Origin of the sequence: Streptococcus sp. HMSC062B01 (genome assembly GCF_001811085.1) — a bacterium.
Taxonomy (GTDB): Bacteria; Bacillota; Bacilli; order Lactobacillales; family Streptococcaceae; genus Streptococcus; species Streptococcus gordonii.
On the sequence record NZ_KZ672767.1, the window covers coordinates 1 to 21,734 of the forward strand.

Annotated in this window: 22 protein-coding genes; 5 read left to right on the forward strand and 17 right to left on the reverse strand. The window is 41.4% G+C overall.

Annotation, left to right across the window (positions count from 1 at the left end):
• Positions 1-615 precede the first annotated feature (615 nt).
• The 4 genes from HMPREF2780_RS02055 (at position 616) to HMPREF2780_RS02070 (ending at position 3,442) form a co-directional block, all read left to right on the forward strand.
• Positions 616-1,308, forward strand: a complete 693-nt coding sequence (locus HMPREF2780_RS02055; RefSeq protein WP_045634758.1) for a hypothetical protein — start codon at positions 616-618, stop codon at positions 1,306-1,308.
• A 15-nt stretch (positions 1,309-1,323) separates the two neighbouring features.
• Positions 1,324-2,031, forward strand: a complete 708-nt coding sequence (locus tag HMPREF2780_RS02060; protein WP_008809997.1) for a hypothetical protein — start codon at positions 1,324-1,326, stop codon at positions 2,029-2,031.
• 251 nt (positions 2,032-2,282) lie between these two features.
• Entirely contained in the window at positions 2,283-2,879 is a 597-nt protein-coding gene (locus HMPREF2780_RS02065) for a TetR/AcrR family transcriptional regulator (protein WP_061602328.1), read from the forward strand.
• The gene (locus HMPREF2780_RS02070; protein ID WP_002922778.1) at positions 2,876-3,442 is read left to right on the forward strand and encodes an NAD(P)H-dependent oxidoreductase; all 567 of its coding nucleotides are present in this window, start codon (positions 2,876-2,878) and stop codon (positions 3,440-3,442) included. The genes HMPREF2780_RS02065 and HMPREF2780_RS02070 overlap by 4 nt, the downstream gene beginning before the upstream one ends.
• Positions 3,443-3,486: 44 nt before the next feature.
• Here the strand turns inward: HMPREF2780_RS02070 and purB are convergent, their stop codons facing one another.
• From purB to purD, 12 genes are all read right to left on the reverse strand, one after another.
• On the reverse strand, positions 3,487-4,782 hold the full coding sequence (gene purB / locus HMPREF2780_RS02075; protein ID WP_105026034.1) for an adenylosuccinate lyase: 1,296 nt from the start codon (positions 4,780-4,782) through the stop codon (positions 3,487-3,489).
• Between the two features lie 31 nt (positions 4,783-4,813).
• The gene (locus HMPREF2780_RS02080) at positions 4,814-6,283 is read right to left on the reverse strand and encodes an SIR2 family protein (RefSeq protein ID WP_105026035.1); all 1,470 of its coding nucleotides are present in this window, start codon (positions 6,281-6,283) and stop codon (positions 4,814-4,816) included.
• A gap of 28 nt (positions 6,284-6,311) precedes the next feature.
• The gene (locus HMPREF2780_RS02085; RefSeq protein ID WP_105026036.1) at positions 6,312-6,554 is read right to left on the reverse strand and encodes a phosphoribosylaminoimidazole carboxylase; all 243 of its coding nucleotides are present in this window, start codon (positions 6,552-6,554) and stop codon (positions 6,312-6,314) included.
• Between the two features lie 19 nt (positions 6,555-6,573).
• Positions 6,574-6,828 (reverse strand): hypothetical protein, encoded by a 255-nt coding sequence (locus HMPREF2780_RS02090; RefSeq protein WP_105026037.1) that lies wholly within the window; start codon positions 6,826-6,828, stop codon positions 6,574-6,576.
• Positions 6,829-7,035: 207 nt separating this feature from the next.
• Positions 7,036-7,728: an aspartate/glutamate racemase family protein gene (locus HMPREF2780_RS02095; protein ID WP_105026038.1), complete on the reverse strand. Its 693-nt coding sequence runs from the start codon at positions 7,726-7,728 to the stop codon at positions 7,036-7,038.
• Between the two features lie 3 nt (positions 7,729-7,731).
• Positions 7,732-7,959, reverse strand: a complete 228-nt coding sequence (locus tag HMPREF2780_RS02100) for a phosphoribosylaminoimidazole carboxylase (RefSeq protein ID WP_105026039.1) — start codon at positions 7,957-7,959, stop codon at positions 7,732-7,734.
• A gap of 14 nt (positions 7,960-7,973) precedes the next feature.
• A complete protein-coding gene (locus tag HMPREF2780_RS02105; RefSeq protein ID WP_061599325.1) occupies positions 7,974-8,609 on the reverse strand; it encodes a YdcF family protein in 636 nt (211 codons plus the stop codon).
• Positions 8,610-8,674: 65 nt separating this feature from the next.
• A complete protein-coding gene (locus tag HMPREF2780_RS02110) occupies positions 8,675-8,938 on the reverse strand; it encodes a hypothetical protein (protein WP_105026040.1) in 264 nt (87 codons plus the stop codon).
• A gap of 120 nt (positions 8,939-9,058) precedes the next feature.
• Positions 9,059-10,138, reverse strand: a complete 1,080-nt coding sequence (purK, locus tag HMPREF2780_RS02115; RefSeq protein WP_105026041.1) for a 5-(carboxyamino)imidazole ribonucleotide synthase — start codon at positions 10,136-10,138, stop codon at positions 9,059-9,061.
• Complete coding sequence (gene purE / locus HMPREF2780_RS02120) at positions 10,125-10,613, reverse strand: 5-(carboxyamino)imidazole ribonucleotide mutase (RefSeq protein ID WP_105026042.1); 489 nt, start codon at positions 10,611-10,613, stop codon at positions 10,125-10,127. Before purE ends, purK begins: the two co-directional genes overlap by 14 nt.
• Positions 10,614-10,632: 19 nt before the next feature.
• Positions 10,633-11,826, reverse strand: a complete 1,194-nt coding sequence (locus HMPREF2780_RS02125; protein ID WP_105026043.1) for an ATP-grasp domain-containing protein — start codon at positions 11,824-11,826, stop codon at positions 10,633-10,635.
• A gap of 59 nt (positions 11,827-11,885) precedes the next feature.
• A complete protein-coding gene (gene purD, locus HMPREF2780_RS02130; protein ID WP_105026044.1) occupies positions 11,886-13,145 on the reverse strand; it encodes a phosphoribosylamine--glycine ligase in 1,260 nt (419 codons plus the stop codon).
• Positions 13,146-13,389: 244 nt separating this feature from the next.
• On the opposite strand from purD, the gene HMPREF2780_RS02135 reads away from it, so the two are divergent.
• The gene (locus HMPREF2780_RS02135) at positions 13,390-15,039 is read left to right on the forward strand and encodes a GBS Bsp-like repeat-containing protein (RefSeq protein WP_105026045.1); all 1,650 of its coding nucleotides are present in this window, start codon (positions 13,390-13,392) and stop codon (positions 15,037-15,039) included.
• Positions 15,040-15,146: 107 nt separating this feature from the next.
• Here the strand turns inward: HMPREF2780_RS02135 and comB are convergent, their stop codons facing one another.
• The 5 genes from comB to HMPREF2780_RS02165 form a co-directional block, all read right to left on the reverse strand.
• A complete protein-coding gene (gene comB, locus HMPREF2780_RS02140; RefSeq protein ID WP_105026046.1) occupies positions 15,147-16,505 on the reverse strand; it encodes a competence pheromone export protein ComB in 1,359 nt (452 codons plus the stop codon).
• 9 nt (positions 16,506-16,514) lie between these two features.
• Complete coding sequence (comA, locus tag HMPREF2780_RS02145; protein WP_105026047.1) at positions 16,515-18,668, reverse strand: peptide cleavage/export ABC transporter ComA; 2,154 nt, start codon at positions 18,666-18,668, stop codon at positions 16,515-16,517.
• Positions 18,669-19,122: 454 nt separating this feature from the next.
• A complete protein-coding gene (rpsD, locus tag HMPREF2780_RS02155; RefSeq protein ID WP_008810013.1) occupies positions 19,123-19,734 on the reverse strand; it encodes a 30S ribosomal protein S4 in 612 nt (203 codons plus the stop codon).
• A 266-nt stretch (positions 19,735-20,000) separates the two neighbouring features.
• Positions 20,001-20,723, reverse strand: a complete 723-nt coding sequence (locus tag HMPREF2780_RS02160; RefSeq protein ID WP_045634743.1) for an ABC transporter ATP-binding protein — start codon at positions 20,721-20,723, stop codon at positions 20,001-20,003.
• A complete protein-coding gene (locus HMPREF2780_RS02165; RefSeq protein ID WP_105026048.1) occupies positions 20,723-21,724 on the reverse strand; it encodes an ABC transporter substrate-binding protein in 1,002 nt (333 codons plus the stop codon). The genes HMPREF2780_RS02160 and HMPREF2780_RS02165 overlap by 1 nt, the downstream gene beginning before the upstream one ends.
• Positions 21,725-21,734 lie beyond the last annotated feature (10 nt).

Here is a 21,734-nt window from a genome sequence, read left to right on the forward strand (position 1 = left end):
GATTTTTTCTGTCTAACTTTTGGGGTGCGGTTCAATAGTGATTAAACTCTTTTTAATATATTTATTCATATGAGAAAAATTCTTATATGTTCGAATATAGAAAAGCTAGCAGAGAGATTTCGGCTGGATTTTTTATACCTAAATTACTACTAATGCCTTTATTTAAAGACATACCACTTAAAACCAACCTTCCGAAATATACATTTTTTCCATAAAGGCAATTAGTGTAAAATGATGAATATGCAAGACTTACTTTAGATCCTTAAAGCATCTACATGACTAGAAATCTTGTTTTTAAGGGCTTTTTTTGATTTTAACAAAATATCTGAATTTTATATTATCCATTCTAAACCGAAAAATCAATTTAAAGTTTTTATAATAGCTACAGTTTCTTTAATATTGAATTTATCTAGATAACAGAAATTCACCAATTTCTACTTTTAATGTAGATTCTAACTAGCTTAATTATAGGAATTACGCTATAATGAAGCCAAATAATGGCACATGTAGTGGCGAGATTATGTTTTATAAAACAAGACAGACTCATTTGGAATAATAAGGTAAAATCAAGTCTAAAAAAGTAATAAAAAATTATAACTAAAAAGGAGAATTACAATGTCTAGACAATGGAAGAAATTGATTCTTACTCTCTTCACTCTCCTAGCACTCTTCGTGATTGCTGGCTGCGGACAAAACCAAAAGACAGACAAAAATGTCGCTCAATCTGATCAGAAAACGGCCACCCTGTCTGGAGAATGGGAATCTGTAGACGAACTTGAATCGATTCAAAAAGTGTTCATTCCCAAAGGTATGAAGGGCATCACTTTTGCAAGATTCATTGAAGCTTTCAAAGACTTTAAAATGGCACTAAAAGTTGACGGAAATACTGTTAACCTAAGTTATGATTACGATGTCACACCTTTTGCAAAAGCCTTTTATTCAATTTACAGAGATAAAGATAAAACAACAGAAGCTGATTTCATTAAAGAAGTTTATAAAGGCGAGTCAAGTTTTTCTGAAGAATTCAAACAATATAAAGTAAGCATGGATAATGACAGTGGCATTTTCAGATATTCTGCAACAGGAGATATTGATAAAAGCAAACAAACCATCTCATTTAAAGAAGGGTTGTCAATTCTTAATTCCTTCCCTGCTTCTGTAGGCGATAAATTAGATCCAGTCGTTTACAATTATGAGATCAAGGATGGTATTCTCTATCTTTATGCAGACGGTACCACCACAAAGGAAGGACTCCCTGCTCACTTTGAATTCCGTTTCAAACAAGTTCAAAAACAAGAGAAGAAATAGAAAGGAGAAGCAAAGATGTTTAAAAAATATATGAAAGCATTCTTAATCGCTTGTTGCTCTCTCTTTGTACTCACAGGATGCGGAAATAATTCTAACTCTAGCTCTAGCACTGCCAAAACCTCTACCCTTGATGGAAAATGGAAAGCTGTTGACTTTAGAAGTTCAGTTGAACGTAGTTTAGGCTATCAAGACTTTGATGAAGAAAAGGCTACGCGGCTAAGCTATTCTGACGGCTGGAAAGATCTAGCACCTACATTGAATATTTCTAACAATAAGGTTGAATTTGAATATACAGCTCCTATGCGAACTTGTCTCGGCAATTTCTACGATTACTACCTAAAGAAATACTCTGCGTCAACTATTTCTAAAGACGGTTTTATAAAGGCAAGATTTCGCAAGTTAAAAACAGATTTAGCAACTTATCAATCCCATATGAAATACACTACTTATGATTCTAACGACAATGATTACACGGTCCATTCTTTACTTAGAAATGGTAAAATCGATACTAAGAATCATACGATTACCTTCCCTGAAACACCAAATATTTTGCAATTAGTCGTACTTTCTATTGCAGATGTTAAAAATGAAAAAACGTATAACTATAGTATTGAAGGCGACATTCTTACATTGACTTTAGAATCACGAGATGAGGTAAATGATGTAACCGCCTATTTCAAAGTGAAATTCAAGAAAGTCCCAGAGACTAAAGATAAAGAATAAAAATCAAAAGACACCCTTTAGCACATTGAGCTAGGACTCAAAAGGGTGTCTTTTTATGCTCCCTTGTCTTACTACTAGTAATATGGACTTGTATCACAGTAGCTTTTCATTTTTTAAAAGATAGGCAACAAGAGCTTCATTGTAGATTTTGGATAGCGTGATAGTCTTGCCTATTTTTATTTGACAAGAAAAAGTAGACAGTATATACTAAAAATAGATAAGTAGACAGTGTATACTTTTGGAGGAGATACATGAAACGCAATACTGCCCAGCTGAAAGAACAGCTCATTCAAACAGGGATTGAAGAAATCGGAAAACATGGAATTGAAAAGCTTTCGCTCAGGACTATCGCCAAGGCCTGTGGTGTAACTCACGGCACTCCATACCGCCATTTTGAGAGCAAGGAAGGCTATCTAAAGGTCGTTTTGGCCCGGCTTTCACTGTTTCTCAATCAGGAAATCAATGAAAGTATTGATGCGACAGGTTCTGCGCGCGATCAGCTGACCCAGCTTGGTCTTAATTTCATTATTTTTGCCAAGACCTACCCTTATTTTTTCGAAGCTCTCTTTATCAAATTTCCTTTTAAATATATGAAAGTGACCCAGGACACCATTCTCTTGGAGTCCGATTTGCCTGGATTTGATAAATTTAAGGAGCTTGTTTTAAAGCTTCGCAAGGAGGAAAATTTTAGCAATAGCGAAGCAGAAAGCCTTTTTCACTTTTGGAGCTTTATCACAGGTCTAGCCGTTCTGGCCAACAGTCCTATCGGACAAGACCTTGATCCTCAAGCCATCCAAAGCACGATCGAGCATATGCTTGACATTTATATCAAAGGAGAACGATCATGAAAACCTTGATTATTTACACCCACCCCAGCCCAACCGGCTTCAATGCTGCTATTCTCAAAGAAGTTCAAAGCAACCTTTCTAAGAAGCACGAGGTGAAAACCTTGGACTTGTATGCTGAAAATTTTGACCCTATCTTGCGCTTTGACCAAGAACATAGACGTCGTGACCTACACAAAGACCCTGAAATGGCAAAATACCGGGATTTGATTACTTGGGCAGACCATCTGATTTTCATTTTCCCTATCTGGTGGAGCGGTATGCCGGCTATTCTCAAAGGCTTTATCGACCGCGTATTTGCCGCTGACTTTGCCTACTCTTATAAGAAAGTCGGCATGCAAGGCCACCTGCAAGGCAAGTCCGGCTGGATTATCGTCAGCCATAATACACCAGGTTTTGCCCTGCCTTTTGTCCAAGACTACGGCAAGGTACTTAAAAATCAAATCTTGAAACTTTGTGGAATTTCTCCAGTCAAACTGACCGAGCTCAACGGAGTAGAACGCAAAACAGACCAACAACGTCAAGAAATGCTCAAGAAAATCGGGCAGCTGGCCAGTCAAATTTAAGAACAAGCAAATAGGCACTTCGTAAGAAGCGCCTATTTCTATATTTAATCTAAGCCTACGCGTTTGAAGATTTCATCTACGCGCTTGGTGTAGTAAGTAGGATTGAAGATTTCATCAATCTCTTCCTGAGTCAGACGGGAAGTGACTTCTGGGTCCGCTTCGAGCAAAGGCTTGAAGTCCACTTGATTGTCCCAAGACTGAGCAGTCTTTGGCTGCACCAAGTCATAAGCCTGCTCCCGCGTCATGCCTTTTTCAATCAAGGTCAACATAGCTCGCTGGCTGAAGATAAGGCCAAAGGTTGAATTCATGTTACGCTTCATATTTTCTGGGAAGACTGTCAAGTTCTTAACGATATTGCCAAAGCGGTTGAGCATGTAGTTGATAAGAATGGTCGTGTCCGGTGCGATAATCCGCTCAGCAGATGAGTGGGAAATATCGCGCTCATGCCAGAGAGAGACATTCTCAAAGGCTGTCACCATGTGACCGCGAATAACACGCGCCAGACCAGTCATATTTTCAGAGCCGATTGGATTGCGCTTATGAGGCATAGCTGAAGATCCTTTTTGACCCTTGGCAAAGAACTCTTCAACCTCGCGTTGCTCAGACTTTTGCAGACCACGAATCTCGGTCGCCATGCGCTCGATAGACGTCGCAATCAAGGCCAAAGCTGAGAAGTATTCAGCATGGAGATCACGTGGCAGGACTTGAGTCGAAATCTCCTGCGGACGGATGCCTAATTTCTCACAGACATAACTTTCCACAAATGGCGGAATGTTGGCAAAGTTCCCAACCGCACCAGAAATTTTCCCGGCTTCCACACCCGCAGCCGCAATCTCGAAACGATCGATATTGCGCTTCATTTCGCTGTACCAAGTCGCGAGCTTAAGACCGAAAGTCGTAGGCTCCGCATGCACTCCGTGGGTCCGCCCCATCATGATGGTGAACTTGTGCTCCCGTGCCCGCTCTGCAATGATGTCGGTGAAGCGACGCAGATCCTCACGGATGATGTCATTGGCCTGCTTGTAGAGGTAGCCGTAAGCTGTATCCACCACGTCGGTCGAGGTCAGACCATAGTGCACCCACTTGCGCTCTTCACCAAGTGTCTCAGAAACCGCCCGCGTGAAGGCTACCACATCGTGGCGCGTCTCCTGCTCAATCTCCAAAATACGGTCAATGTCAAAGCCTGCCTTTTCACGAATCAAGGCCACATCTTCCTTGGGAATCTCACCCAACTCAGCCCAGGCCTCATCAGCCAGAATCTCTACCTCCAGCCAAGCCTTGTACTTATTTTCCTCAGTCCAAATGTTCGCCATTTCGGGGCGAGAGTAACGGTTGATCATTGTTTGTTTTTCCTTTCTTTATGAATGCGTATTAACCTTTAATAGATTTCAATATATTTGGAATTTCTTTAAAATCATCAACCCAAATAATATTAAGCCCCAACTCTTGGTAATATACTTCTTGCAATGACTGATTAACTTTTTCAAAACTCCTTATGGATTCAATATCTTGATAATTTTTAAAAGTTGATCTTTTCAATACTGCATAATGTTTTGGTTGATCATCATTGTTTATATTCTTTTGTGCTACTATTTCTAATAGTCTTCTTAGATTTGGGTCTGTTAGTGATAAGCCAATAAAAACACACGTATGGGTTGTCAAGAAATTAATTTGAGTTATATTAGCCCAATTATATGATTCTAAAACCAATTTATGGTAACCTTCTTCAGAAAAAACTAATAAAGTATTTTCTAGATTATCATAGTCACCAGTCTCTTGTGGTAAAAAACCATGTACATGATAAATTCCTAATTCAGATGAATTTGGAATCATTCCTTCATCATAAATAGACCTATATCTAATATCTAACCTATCTAAAGATTTTTCAATTAAATCATCAAAATTATGGTTAACTATAGCCTGAACTCCTACTTTACCTCTATTAGGAATGCATAATTGCCCTATTTGGTTTAGTAGATCAGAAGAGTTTAGAGAATTTTTATATAAAATTTTTCGGACTAGCTCTCCAAAATTTTCTGGCATACCAGTTCTTATAAATCTTGTTTGTAACAAGGGAGAAGCTCCATTTTGTTTCGAAAGCTCGGTAGCAATTATCTTCTTATATTGATTCTCCATCTGAATATCATTCTCAGCCAACTCTTTATCAATTAATTCTATAAGTAAATCAGTAATAAGCGTATCCCATGTAGCAATTTTAGCATCATAGGAAGCTCCCGCTCCTAAAAAGAGGACAATATTATCTTTATCATACTCTATTTTCAGCTTTTTTAAATGCTCTTCTTTTTTCCTTAATACATCATCACTACTAGTTTTTAGAGCTTGATTTACTGTGTTTTTTAAGAGATTCTTATCTAAATTTGAATATAAATCATTGAACAAATCTTCATTCTGTTTAAAAATATCTTCAAGTTTATTTATATCCCAAATTTGCAAATCAAATTTAATGTTTTCTTTTTCTTTTTCAATTCGGCTAAGAATGGAAGCTGGAATATCATTAACAATTATTAATAGCAAGGTGTCAAAATCTGATCCTCGCATAGAATACCTTCCTACGGTATCATACAATCTATTCAATAGTATTGAAGGACGCCGAAACATTTTAATTTCCACAGCTATTTTCTTATCTATATCATCAATTCCATCTTCAAACATTCCATCATAGAGTATTCTCCGATCTTGATTGCTAACTAAAAATTTTTTACCTTGCTGTTTTGCATAATCTTCAAGCATCGTTATTATCAGATTTTCAAGCCCATAGAATACTTGTGGAACTCTATAATTTGAATTTACTAAATCTAACAATTTTTCTTTTATTTCCATTAAATCTTCTCTCTATTGATTCATGTATCTAAAAATCAACCCTTTTCCTAAACTCCTCCTTGCTTATCACCACCGACGGATAGTGCGGCAAGCTACTTAGATCTGTATCCAACGGTAAATCATAAATTGCTAAATAGTTTTCGGGGTATTGAGCAACTAGCTCTTCATATTTGGCTTTCACTTTTTCGTTATTGCTACTAGCAAACAAGACTTCTACGACAGCTCCCGTCTTATCCTTTTCAACAAAAGCATTAACGATGATTTGAATCATAGATTTTCTCCATTAAATTCTAAAAATTTTCTTCTTCCTCAGAATCTTCATAAACACAAAATTCAATCGAAAGTTTTATAGGGCGACTTGTTAATCCAAAACTCTTTATATAATCATAGACCTCATCATCATCGCGCGTATGCTCTATAACTAGCTGATTATTTGTTATCTCTACAATATGAATGCCTTCTGCATCCGGAATTTCTGGAATGACTACATCATCCGCATAAGTAAATGTTAGAGTAGTAATATCATCTTCAAATTCTTCTATCATTTTAAAAATCAATCCCTTCTAGCAGTAGTTGACTGTCTTCTCTTGCCGACTTTATCAGCTACGACAAGCTTAGTCAACTTTGCAGAGGTAAGACGACGGACCTTATAATTGGGGTCCTGTCTTACTCCCCAAACTCCTCAACCTCATCCGGCACACCACTAAACAAAGTCACATGCCCTACCTTACGGTTGTGCTTGTCTTCTATAATCATTTATTTACTGACCACTCCGCTGCTTTCTCTGCATGAATCACTGTTGTGTCGTAGAGAGGCAAGTCAGTGTCGGATTGCTTGACGAGGAGACCAATCTCGGTACAACCCAAGATAACAGCTTCAGCGCCTGCTTTTTTCAAATCATCTATAACGGCAAGATAAGTCTGCTTTGAGCTTTCTTTGATATCACCTAGACAGAGCTCGTCATAAATGATTCGATTTACCTCTGTAATACCAGCTTGGTCTGGAATCAGCACTTCTAACCCAGAATCTATTAATTTCTGCTTGTAAAAATCTTGAGTCATTGTGTACTTGGTCCCTAGGAGACCGACCTTTTGAATGCCGTCAGTCAACAAAGCCTGCGCAGTTGCTTGTGCAATATGTAAGATTGGAATCATAATCTGCTCCTGTATCTGCGGAGCAACCTTGTGCATGGTGTTGGTGCAAATAACAATGAAATCCGCACCTGCTTGCTCCAAGCGCTGAGCAACATCTGCCAAAAGTTGACCGCTTTTCTCCCAGTCTCCGACTGCCTGATAATGCTCAATCTCTGCAAAATCAACACTATAAAGTAGAATCTTAGCAGAATGCAGGCCACCCAGCTCTTTTTTGATGGTTTCATTAATAATTTGGTAGTAAGATGTGGTGCTTTCCCAACTCATGCCACCAATCAGACCGATAGTTTTCATAGGCTAATCAAACTCCTCCTTGCTTATCGCCACCGACGGATAGTGCGGCAAGCTACTTAGATCTGTATCCAATGGCAAATCATAGATAGCTAGATAATTGTTTGGATACTGAACTGTCAGTTCTTGATATTTGGCATTTACTGTTTCCTGGTCGCTGCTGGCAAAGAGCACTTCCACAACAGCAGTTTCTTTGCCTTCTTCCACAAAAGCATTAACGATGATTTGAATCATAGAAACCTCCTATATCACAATTCAACATCTAACTTTAAAATATCTCCCTTTTCTCCATAATGGAGAAGCCGCAGATATTCTCCCCAAACTCTGGACTTGCCAATTTCTGTATTCATCCAGCTATCCCGACCAATCTCAACATCCTTGTAAAAGGCATTGAAGGTATATGGGATGTAGCGAAGATGCTTTGGTAAGTGCTGAGCCAAGGTCCGCCATTGCCTACCAGTCGCGTGGCTTTTGCAAATGAACATAACTGTCTCAACAGTGTTAAAATCAAAAATTTCTTTGGCAAACAGTACGTTTTCTAAAGTATTGCTAGAGGAGTTTTCAGATTTAATCGCTTCTTCAGGAATGCCCGCAGCCAGCAGATGCTGAATAATAACCTCTGCCTCTGTGTGTCCATTCCAATCTGGATGAGGCGTTCCTGTTAAACTTCGGCCGCCGGTCACAATGATTCGTCTCACATAGCCTTTTTGGTAAGCTTCAATAGCTTTTTCCCAATGGCCTGGGTGAGTCCCACTGAAAACAAACAAAACATCACACGGCTGAGGTTCGATTATTTCCCCGAAAACACTCTTAGTTAAAAAGGAAATTTCTTTATCAGAGAACTCTTTCGGAACTTCTGGACTTTTCGGGATAATTGGTCTCATCTACAACATTTCCTCCACAAAAGCGTTGACAATAATTTGAATCATAAACTGGTCTCCATTTAGCTTTAAAGATTATCATTTTCTGAGTCTTCATGTATAGAAAATTCAAATGAAATTCTCTCAGGATGTCTAGGCAGGCCGTAACTACTCAGATAATCCTTAACTTCCTTCACGGAACAAGAATATTCTAAGACTAGCTGATTGCCAGCTCTCTCTAAAATATGAATCCCCTCTCTATCCACAATCTCTGGAACAATCAAATCGTCCGTATAAGTCAGTGTTACGGTCGTTATTTCATCATCTAGCAATTCATCAACTTCTTCTGTCATTTCAAAAATCAATCTCTTCTAGCAGTAGTTGACTGGTTTCTCTTGCCGATATTTCGTCTGCGACAAGCCTAGTCAACTTTGCAGGGGTAAGACGACGGACCTTATAACTGGGGTCCTGTCTTACTCCCCAAACTCAACCACACTATCCGGTACATCACTAAACAAAGTCACATGTCCCATTTTACGGTTGTGTTTCGCTTCTATTTTACCATACAGGTGGAGGTGGGCGCTTGGATTTTCTGTGACATATGTTTCGGCGGCCTCGACATGCTGGCCTAGGACATTAAGCATAACAGCAGGCGCATGCAATTTGATAGCCGGCAATGGTGCTCCAAGAACACCCAGAATATGGGTATCAAACTGCGAGAAGTCGCAGGCTTCGATTGAGTAGTGGCCAGAGTTGTGTGGACGTGGTGCAATTTCGTTGACAATGATATCATCAGCCGTCGCAAACATTTCCACGCAAAGAGTTCCAGACAAGTTCAGCTGTTCTGCGATTCGCACCGCCATTGCTTTGGCCTTGTCAGCTAGACTTTCTGAAATGCGAGCTGGGACAATGGTTTTAGACAGAATGTTGTTGCGGTGGATATTTTCCTGAACCGGGAAAACCGTCACGTCCTTGCCATTTCCGGACACGATGACAGAAATTTCAAGGTCAAAGTTGACGAATTCTTCCAAGACACAGGCTGCTGAGTCAGCTAGGGCATAGGCTTCTGCCAAGTCTGCTTCTGAACGAATGACCTTCTGACCATGTCCATCATAGCCGCCTGTTGCAGTCTTGAGGACATAATTTTTCGACAGGTCCATATCAGCCAAGTCTTGGCTAGAAGTCACGACTCTGTAGGGTGCCACGGTGACTTGGGCCTTGTTTGAGAGAAAATCCTTTTCAAAGATCCGATTTTGAGAAATGCGGAGCAGGTCCGTCCCTTGAGGGAGCTGACCATCCTTGATAACGGCATCCAAACCGTCAGCATCGACATTTTCAAACTCATAGGTCAGGACATCGCAACGCTCAGCCAACTGACGCAGGACAGCCACGTCATTATAAGGCGCCACAATGACCTCAGCCACACGAGAGGCTGGACAGTCAGCCGCAGGATCCAGCGCAATGACCTTGTGCCCCATGTATATGGCAGAAATAGCCATCATCTGACCCAGCTGACCGCCACCGATAATTCCGATTGTTTTAGATGAGCTCATTGCTAGACTCCTCAGCGATTTTTCCTTGTTCTTCTGCAAAATCCGCCAAAGCTGTCGCAATGGCCTGGTCCTCTACTGAAAGAAGGCGGAGGGCAAAGAGAGCCGCATTTGTCGCTCCTGCTTCCCCAATAGCCATAGTTGCCACAGGTACACCGCCCGGCATCTGCACAATCGAATAAAGAGAGTCCAGACCGCTGAGAGCGCGTGATTTGACTGGTACACCGATGACAGGCAGAGTCGTTTTAGCCGCTACCATTCCTGGCAAATGGGCTGCGCCACCTGCACCTGCGATAATGACCTTGATACCGCGACTGCGAGCTTCTTCCGCATGTTGGAACATGAGGTCCGGTGTGCGGTGGGCAGAGACGACTTTCTTTTCGTAAGCAACACCAAAGCGGTCTAAGACTTCAGCTGCTTTTTGCATGGTTGCCCAGTCGGATTTGGAGCCCATAATGATGGAAATAATTGGTTTCATATTTTCTCCTCTGAATAAACTAATTCTTTTGCTCAATATTTTTTACAGTAGCTGATTTAACACTATAATGTTGAACAGTCTGATTAACCAGATTTTCAACGCTCTTAGGCTTTATCAATAAACGAAGTATAATTGTCACAAGAGGTATAATGCTCGGCAAATCCTTCCAGACAGGTGTCAACACTTCTTCACTATCACGTCTTAAAAGCCAGTACTTTATTGTCTGCAATATTTTTCTTCTACTTTTCGTCTTCTCAGCTGTTCCAATAATCAAAGCCATCAGACTATGCGTCTCAACGCCTGCTTGACCAAGAATGACCTCAGATTTAGCGTAGCTATGACTGGCTAGTTCTATCATGATTTTTGGAAAATTAACTCCTGCTTTATAGGCGTTAGCAGGCTCTACCATTCTAGGGTTACACTCTATATAGTAAAATTGGTCTCCCCTACGTATAAAATCTAGGGTTAGGCAACCATGCCATTGTATATATTGTCCTAATTTTTCAACATGCTCTCTCGTTCTTTTAGATTCTATGCTTAATCTTGCCGCAGCCGAACCACCCGCGCCAGAACCTACTTTTACGCTAGAATGCACTGCGAGTAATTCTCCATGATCAAACACTGCTTGAACCTGACCATAGTCTCCAACTATGTCTTGCTGAACCATCCATTCCTCATCACTCGCTGTTAATTTGCTCGTCACTTCAGCCAAATCTTTCTTACTTGAAATCTTATAAACCGAGCGACCGGCAGTACCATAATCTGCTTTCAGCCAATAAGGATAGTCTAATAGTATAGAGTCTGCATCTTTCACGTACTCCCACTTAGGTGTGGGAAGTCCTAATAAATCCGCAGTTTCAGCAAAAGCAATCTTTCCAGCCAACTTTTTAAACTGCTCTTTATCAGCAAGGGCGATTGGTAGCGATTGAGGCAAAAATTGTTTCCCATTCGCCAATAACCAGCCTTCTTCATGTGTTGGCAAAATGGCCTTGTAATTGGTTTTATGAAGCAACTGATTAACCTGTCTCAGATAATCTACAGGAAAACGATTCACATCAACTATCGGAACTCTATGGGTTAGACGACTGAAGTATGCAATGGAAAATCTTCTAGGAGATAACACATCAATTTTATAGCCTTCTTTCAACAAAACTGTCAAAGTTTCTCGTGAGGTCAAGCTTGAACCTTCTAAAAATAGCAACCTATTTTTCATTTTTCAAACACCTGAAGTCTATTTTTAAGTCTCACGGCTAAAAGTTTCATAGATTTGATTTACAAAGCCTTACCACCAATATCATGCCTATAAAAAAGTCCTGTTGTGTCTTGTTTTTTTAGTTGGTCGTAGATTCTTTCCTGCGCAGCTGAGACGGTATCTGCTGTGGTGACCAGCATGTACACTCGACCGCCATTCGACAGCAGTGCTCTGCTATTTTCCGCAAATTTAGCCCCAGCATAGTAGGTGATGATGTCGCCGTCTGTCTTCTCTGGCAGAGGCAAGCCCTTCTCATAGTCCAGTGGGTAGCCTTCTGAGGCGACAACTACGCCAAGTGTCACGCCCTCATCCAGCCAAGTGATAGCGGGCTCTTTCTTGTCCAAAATGTCCGTGATGTTCTGCGCAAAGTCAGACGTCAGGCGCGGCAGGATAATCTGGGTCTCTGGATCACCGAAGCGCGAGTTGAACTCGATGACCTTAGGGCCATCGGCTGTCAAAATCAGCCCAGCGTAGAGCACGCCCAGATAAGGTCGGCCCTCAGCTATCATGCCTTTGAGAACCGACTTGATAATCGTCTCAACTGACTGATCCACCACGCTTTGTGGCAAGTGAGGCACTGGCGCATAAGCTCCCATGCCGCCTGTATTAGGACCCTTGTCCCCATCGTAGGCTCTCTTGTGATCCTGAGCCGTCGGCATGATGTAAAACTTGTCGTCATTGACAAAGGCAAAGAGGGAGAACTCCTCACCGTCTAGAAACTCTTCGATAACCACACGCGCACCACTGTCACCGAACTTATTATCCAAGAGCATATCGTGAGCTGCTTCGACTGCCTGCTCTACTGTCTCCGCTACGACCACGCCCTTGCCCAGGGCTAATCCGTCCGCCTTGACCACGATAGGCGCTCCCTTCTTTTCGATATAGGCCTTGGCTTCCTCAAAGTCGGAAAATGTGCCATAGGCTGCTGTCGGAACTCCGTATTTAACCATGATTTCCTTGGCAAAATCCTTGGACCACTCCAGCTCCGCTGCTAAACGAGATGGGCCGAAAGCCTTGAGCCCAGCTTGGTTAAAATCATCTACAATTCCAGCTGCCAGAGCATCATCCGGACCGATAAAGGACCAAGCAATATCATTTTCCTTGGCAAATTCGATTAGTCTGGAATGTTCGGAAATTCCAATGTTTACTAAATCCAACCCATCCAAGGTCATACCATCATTTCCAGGTGCGACAAACACCTGCTCCACACCCCGAGACTCCAATAACTTCTTAGCAATCGCATGCTCACGACCGCCCGAACCCACAACTAAAAGCTTCATAGCTAAGATACCTCTATGTTCATATCATAGGCGCTTACGCACCAAGCTAACACACCACGTAAAAATCATTGCCATTTTTACGAATTATTCATCTAAATTATACCACAATCGTTCGCTTTATGCTATTTGAAACGAAAGAAATATACTAGAAGAAGCTTGAGAATCTCTAAACTTTGATTTTTCCAATAAATTTCCCGAATAATATAAGTGGAGTTTTCCAAAAAAAATATTGTAAAGGAGATGTATGAAAAAATACAAAAATTTCTTACTGCTTTCAGCAACCTTGTTGACCTCACTATCCGCTCCCTTAGCTGCAGCGAATGAACAGTTTAGCCCATCCCAACTGACGGCTATGATCAGCGAAGTTTCCGTTCAGCTTGAAGGACAAACAGCGATTGTTCAGTACCAACCGACCGCTGCGCAAGAAACTTATCCCATCCAACATGCCGTCTGGTCTGAGGAGGGAGGCCAAGACGATATTGTCTGGTATTCAGCTGATCAAAGCGCGACCAGGATTGACTTGTCTCAGCACAAGGGCCAGGGCAAATTTCACATCGAGACTTATCTCAATGTGAATGGTGTTAAATACCACTTAAGTAGTAAATCGGTCTTTCTAAACAAGCCGGTTCAATCAGCCGAAAAAAATGTCCCTGAACAGCAAAATAGCACCTCGTCTAACAATGCTACACCGCAAGCTCCTGCTGAGCCAAAGCCAACTAACCCAGCTCCTTCTCCAGCTCCGGCCCCCGCGACCAATAGAGTTGAAAATCCTCGGAACTCCTATCAAAAAGTCGAAGATCGAAACAAATCTCTTCCTCCTCAAAAGGTAGCTGACCCAAAGGCGACGCCCCCTCAGGCAAAGCCAAACAACAACAAACCTCTGCAAGCTTCAGCTGCTAGAGTGCCCGCAGAGCCTGTCAGAGACAGCAAACCACTCATCAGTATTACCAATATTAATAAGGAAAATGGAACCTATACCGTAAGGGTCCAAGAAAGTCCTTATTCTAAGAGAATAAAAAGTATACAGGTACCTATTTGGAGCACCGCTAATCAAAGCAATCTTAAATGGTATGAGGCTTCAAAAACAGGCAACGGAAGCTTCTCCGTTCAATTCGATATCCGAAATCACCAGCAGATTTACGGCAACTATATCAATCACGTCTACATTACCTATGAAGACGGTAGCCGAGTTGGCTATGTTGCTGAAAATGTCAATCTGCCTCAGCCGGCACCCCAACCACTAACTCCGAGTCTGCAAGTGGTCCATAAAGGTCAATCGACCTATCAAGTTATCTTACAAAATAGTTTCGGTGACGGCCATATCCTCTTCCCCATCTGGTCAGATATTAATGGCCAAGACGACCTCCGCTGGTATACGGCTAATTCTCTTGGTAATGGGCGCTATTCGTTAGATTTCAACGCCAATAATCATATCGGTGATGGTCTATATCATGTCCATGTCTATCGACAATCTGGTGGGAAAGTAACTGGGGTCATGGCCTCTAATTTTCAAGTGACACGCCCAACAGTAGCTGTGAGAAAACCTCTTAACCATACAAGTGATCCAAGTAACACCTACCCTATTGGCGAATGTACATGGGGCGCCAAGGCTCTCGCCCCTTGGGCAGGAAACTGGTGGGGAAATGGCGGAGACTGGGCAGCCAGTGCCCGCCGAGCAGGATTCCGTGTAGGATCCACACCTCAGGTCGGAGCCATTGCCTGCTGGACTGACGGTGGATACGGACATGTCGGCGTCGTCACGCATGTTGATTCACATAAGCGTATCCAAATTCAGGAATCCAACTACGCTGGACAGCGCTATATTGCTAATTTCCGTGGCTGGTTTGACCCAACCATCGCTCAGGGCACGGTTTCCTATATCTACCCAAATTAACCCTATTATTTAGCACCTCCCTTATTTCGGAGGGCTTTTTTATATTGCAATTGGTCACAAAAAAAGGGCTTTTCGCCCTTCTTTTATTACAAACTAAACTGCGTTCTTCAACCAAGATTAAAAAACTTCTCCATATAATAGCTGAAATAAGTCTTTTCCCCAGTTACCATGACAAATTTACCTTCCAAGCCATAGCGGAGCTTCTTAGCTTGATCTTTGCTAACAGCCATTTCGCATTCTACTTTAAAGAAATTTCCTTGTTTGGTTTGAGTAGCATTGGCATCAATACTGGAAATTTGGGATGTCAAAATCATTTGTTTGTTAGCGTCATCAGCAGTGATAAAGCGCACCTTGTCTCCATTTTTAATAGTAGATACATCCTTGGAAGAAACATATGTGACAATTTTGATTTTTCTTTCACTAGTGATTTTGGGGTAAATCTGAGCCAAAGCTGTTCCTTCTGCCACCAGAGTAGATCCTTGTACTTCTGGATTTAAGTGAAGCAAGCCATCCATTTCAGCCAAAATCTGACCTCGCTTAGAGACTGTTTCTTGAAGTTTAAGATTGCTCTCAGCTTCCAAGATTTGCTGAGTCAAAGCGGTCAATTCTTGTCCTACCTTGACCAGATACTGGGCTTTCAGTGAAGCCAACTGACTGGATAAATTGCTAGCATAGGCTTGTTGGGCGCCTGCACCAGCATATTGGACACGATAAGTCGCAGCTGTTGCTTCTAATTGAGAGATTTGCCCATCTAACTGAGCTACAATCTGACTTTGAGCTGTTGCCTTATCCTCTGCCAAACTCAACTGATCACGATAGGACTGATACAAGGAGTAAAGAGGGTGCGATGCATCTATACCCACCCCACTTTGAATGGCATTTTTCAAGTTTCGATAGTCATTTAGTTTGCTATCCACATCACTGATAACACCGCCCAGTTCCGCCTGAGACTGACTGGCCGCTGCATTTTGGGAAGCAATCGTAGCATTTTGCTGATTCACAGAACTAGTCATACTCTCTACTTGATTCTGGTAGTCTTTAAAGCTCTGTTCATAGCCATAACTATCTGGCTCAGTGAATTGATTACGCCCACTTTCTAAACTGGAACGCAAAGTTTCTAGTTTGCCCTTTTGATCTTTGAGTAAGTCAAGCTGGCTGGAAAACTTCTGTTCCTGAGCTCCCTCTCCTTCTACTGCATACTGAATTAACAGGTCTCCTTTTTTGACCTCCTTGTTTTCTGCCAAATGATTCGCAATGATAAGCTGGTTACTAGTCGACTGAATCTGAGCTAGCACTCGGCTAGCTTCTACAGAAGCACGACTAGAAATCGTAATTTCCTTTTTAGCCAGCATGGAAAAACCAACTAGAAATACTAGTAAAATAAGACTTGGCACAATTAAACAACTAGCAAAATTATGATAACGTTTCTGATAAAACTCTGCACTTTCTAAAAATTGTTCATTCATATTTTCTCCCTAACTATTGACCAAATGGTGGTAAAAGCCTTCTCTTTCGATCAGCTCCTTATGACTTCCACTCTCGACAATCCTACCTTGATCCAAAACGACCACCTGCTCCGAACGTTCCGCAATAGTCAAACGATGCGCAATAAAAATAATCGTCTTATCAAGCGCCATCAAATTATCAATGATCCGCTTCTCCGTTAGAATATCCAGACTGCTTGTTGCTTCATCTAAGATGAGCACTGGCGCATCTGTCAAGAGAGCCCTCGCTAGAGCAATACGCTGACGTTGACCGCCCGAAATCCCTGCTCCATCTGCTGTCATCTCTGTCTGATAATTGAGGGGCATCCGCTCAATATCCGACCTAATTTCCGCCAACTCTACCGCGCGCAGAATATCATCTTGAGTCGTTCCTTCACGCGCACCTAAGAGTAAATTTTCCAAAATAGTTCCATTAAAAACATACGGTTGCTGGGGAAGATAGTTGATATATTGGCGCAGTGCCTGTTTATCCAGCTGATTGAGATTAACTCCTCCCAGACAAATATCTCCTTGATTTGGTGCGTAGAAATGCACCATCATCTTGGCTAAGGTTGTTTTTCCTGAACCGGATACACCAACAAAGCTGGTCTTACTTCCAGCAGGAATATGCAAGTCAATTTCTGACAATACATTGGCCCCATAGCCATACTTATAACTGACTCCACGAAAATCGATGTCAGCCTGAAAGTGGCTCAAGTCTTTAATAAGCTTCTCTTCTTCAAATTCAGACTGGACTAAATAGACCTCATTGAGACGCTCATTGGCCACTCGTGCAGACTGTAACTTCGTTTGCAGATTGATAATATTTTCTAAAGGATTAGTAAAGTAGACTAGAAGTGTGTTATAAGTAATGAGCTGACCAAGGCTGATTTTTTGATCCATGACAAGTGTAGCTCCTAGCCATAAAATCAAGACGTTTAAAATCAAACGAGCTGCTGCTTTCAAGACTTTTTGTAGGCTCTCAGAACGCCCGTAAGCAAAAGACTTTTTCAGATAAGTCACAAATTCCTTGTCAATCTTCTGATAACGTTGTTTTTCGCTGGTCAAAGACTTGATCGTTTCAATCCCATTGATATCTTCAATGATGGAAGACGACAACAGACTGTTTGCTTCCATCGTCTCATGATTCATCTTTTCAAAAGGTTTCATAAAGAGAAAAATAATGAGAGCGTAAACTGGGATTCCTAGCAAGGTCAAAAAGAAAAGACTGCTATTTTGTGAAAAAAGAACAATTGCAATGATCGACACAATCGATACATCCAAGAAAATAGACAAGATTGTACTGGCCAAGGCATCAATAATCCGATTGGCGTCCGTAAAACGAGAGACGATTTCTCCTGTCCGCCTTGTCGCAAAAAATGACATAGGTAGCTGAAAAACGTGCTTGATATAGGATAAGATCACATCAATTGATAGACGCTGCCCTAAAACCAAGAGTAAATATTCTTGGGCATAAGACAAGAATTGCTGCAAAATGTAGACAATAATCAAGCCGATAGAAATCATACCCAGCGTCGTTTTCATATGATCAGGCACATAAGTATCAATAATCGACTGAAGGTAGTAGGATCCAACAATATTGATTACCGTTACCAGCAAAGTTGCAAGCACAATATTAGCAATCAACCCCTTTTGCTTGATCAATAAGGGAATGAAGTCTAAAAGCCCATTTTTCTTTTCCTGACTAGGCTTATAGGCCGGACTAGGAGCTAGGAAAATGGTAATTCCTGTCCACTCCTGTTCGAAACGCTCTCGCGAAATCTTTGTCATCTTAACTTGAGGGTCTGGGTCTGCAATATGAATCGTATGTTTATCTTGTCCCGTCACAACATAATAATGCAGGAGCTTCCCTTCCTTAAGTACATGAACGATGAAGGGATAAGATACATCTTCCAGATCAAAGATTCCCATATCAGCTTTAAAAGCCCTTGTCTCAAAATTTAAGCCCTCAGCAACTTTCACCAAACCTAAAGCAGTTGTGCCGTCATTAGTCGTTTTTGCCTTTTCCCGTAGTGTAGCCAAGGAAAAATACGATCCATAATAACCAAAAACCATAGCCAGAGCTGCCACACCGCAATCCCTAGTATCAACTTGCGCTCTGTAATGCCGTTTCCTAAATTTCATAAAAACCTTTTCTCCATATGCATTTATACTTGATGAATTTATGATAATAAAAAAACCTACCTGAATGATAGTCTATTGGCGACTTGCCAAACTTTTTTTCTCAGATGTTCCTCATTTTTAATTGCTCTTTTTTAAAATGTCATGAGCTTTTTGTCAGATGACAGCTGGCTTTCTCACTAGATTCTTAAAAATTACTCCGGCATGACTCGACTCCTAACACATTTATCAGCTAATGGAAATGCTTCTTAAACATCCATTTCTAGGTGACTTCACCTTCCCCATGACTATGGATACATACCTCTCAAAAGAGAACGCAAAAAAAGCCGTATCGGTTTATGAAACAGCTTTAGGTAGCTTATAACTGAACAAATAACTGAACAAACCCAAAAATCAACGTTTTAAGACAAAACAAAAAGCCCACTGTAGTAGGCTTTTCGTAAGATATATCTTAAAATTAAAGCATTTTGTTGTAGAATTCAACGACAAGTGCTTCGTTGATTTCTGGGTTAATTTCGTCGCGTTCTGGAAGGCGAGTCAATGAACCTTCTAATTTTTCAGCATCGAAAGATACGAATGCTGGACGTCCAAGAGTTGCTTCAACAGCTTCAAGGATTGCAGGCACTTTCAATGATTTTTCACGAACTGAGATCACTTGACCTGGAGTTACGCGGTATGATGGGATATCAACACGTTTGCCGTCAACAAGGATGTGACCGTGGTTTACGAATTGACGAGCTTGACGACGAGTAGTCGCAAGACCAAGACGGTAAACAACGTTATCCAAACGACGTTCCAAAAGAAGCATGAAGTTGAAACCAAGGATACCTTCTTTGATCTTAGTAGCTTGAACGAACAAGTTACGGAATTGTTTTTCACCTACACCGTAAGTGAAACGAAGTTTTTGTTTTTCAGCCAATTGCAAACCGTATTCTGACAATTTGCTACGGTTGTTTGGTCCATGTTGACCAGGTACATAGTTACGGCGAGCCAATTCTTTACCTGTACCAGTAAGAGAAAGACCCAAACGACGAGCTTGTTTCCAAGATGGTCCTGTATAACGTGACATATAAATGTCCTCCTATAAAATATTTTTGAGGAAATAGTCACTTAGAAAGCTCTGATTCGTGCAGAACATTTTCGCCCAAACAGCTAAGGCTACTTTTATAGCTGATGTTCTGTTGACGAGCTCCATGCTTTCCTGCTGCTATTTCACACAAAGGCTATTGTACCATGAATAAAGTCAAAAGTAAAGGGCCCCAAACAAAAAATCAAGCCAAAAAGCTTGATTTTTTGTTACTTGAAAACTGTTCACGAAGAATCCTGTTACTTACTTCACATTCCCAAGAGCTTTAAAATCTCCCGCTTATAACGGAGCTTCTGCAGTTCTTTATCCTCGCTGTCGGACCAAGTCATCTGGAGATTCGCGACGATTTGCCCCGGCCGATTTTTCAGAATATAAATCCTATCACTCAAAGCCAGAGCCTCCTCAATGCTATGGGTGATGAGAAGAGTCGTCAGACCCAGCCTACGATGAATGTCCAGATACCAAGCATGCAGCTCCATCTTAGTTAGCTCATCCAAAGCACTAAATGCTTCGTCTAGAAGAAATAGCTTGTGGCCGAACATATAGGTCCGCAGCAGAGCCACGCGCTGCCGCATCCCCCCACTCAGCTCATGTGGATACTTGTCTGCCACATCAAAGAGCCCGAACTCCTTCAAAATCTGAGTTGCCTGCTCCGTCGCTTCCTTTTTGGATACTTTTCGGATTAAGAGGGGCAAGATGACATTACCCAGCACCGTCTTATGCTCCAGCAACAAGTCCTTCTGTAGCATATAACTCACCTGGCCCTTAGGATTTTCCTGCCCATCTAGGACAATACTGCCCGACTGGACCTCCAAAATCCCAGCAATGAGGTTAAAAAGAGTCGATTTCCCAACGCCACTAGGACCCAATATTGCCACTACTTGCCCAGCTTCCACCTCTAGGTTGATATCTTTTAAAATTTGCTGTTCATCATAAGCATAGCTTACATTTTCAAGTTTAATTACTGTCATTATTTTATATAATCGTTGCTAAATCCCTTGTCGCTCAAGTCATTTTTTACAAGACCCTTATCCTTGGCCCATTTGTAAAAGGCATTCCAACGGCTAGCCTCAAACTGACCCCACTTGCTCTTATCTGACGCATATTGCTCAGACAAATATTTTTGAGAAGCCAAAACAAAGTCACGTTTGTTTTTCAATTCTGGTGCATTTTTGATTAAAATATCTGCTGCTTCTTCAGGGTGCTCCATAGCATATTGGTAGCCTTTTTTAATAGCTTGCAAGACTTTTTTTGCCTCGTTCGGATTCTTCTTCAGATAGTCATTATTAGCAATGATGACAGGAGAATAATAGTCAAACTCCTTGACATAGTCCTTCATATAAAAGAAATTAGTGTCCATTCCCTGAGTCTCTGCCATGATACCATCCCAGCCATGATAAATCCATGCTGCGTCAAACAAGCCATTTTCAATTGGTGTGATAGAGTTAGAATCATTATTCGGAACCTTCTCTACATCATCAAACTTGCCACCTTGGCTTTCTACCAATGTCTTCAGCATGCCCAACTCCACAGGATCATTCCAAGTACCGTATTTCTTTCCAGCCAGATCCTTGGGGCCATTAATCCCTGCAGATTTCTTAGAAATGATACCTGAAGTATTGTGTTCTACAATAGCCGCAACAGCTGTGATTTCTGCGCCCTTATCCAGTTTTTTAGCCATAGAATCCTGGAAGTAAATTCCAAAAGGAGCTTTGCCATTAATAATCAGGTCAGAAGTGCTATCTTCTGGTGGCAACTTAATATCAACATCCACACCTGCTTCCTTGAAATAGCCCTTTTCCTTAGCCACATAAAGTCCTGTATGATTGGTATTGGGTGACCAATCCAGAATAAAATCAATCTTTTTGTCCTTGCTCTCAGACGTAGATTTCGACTGACCGCAAGCCACTAGACCAAAGAGCGATACTGCAGCCAAACCTGCAAGGAACAATTTACAACTTTTTTTCATCATAATCCTCTTT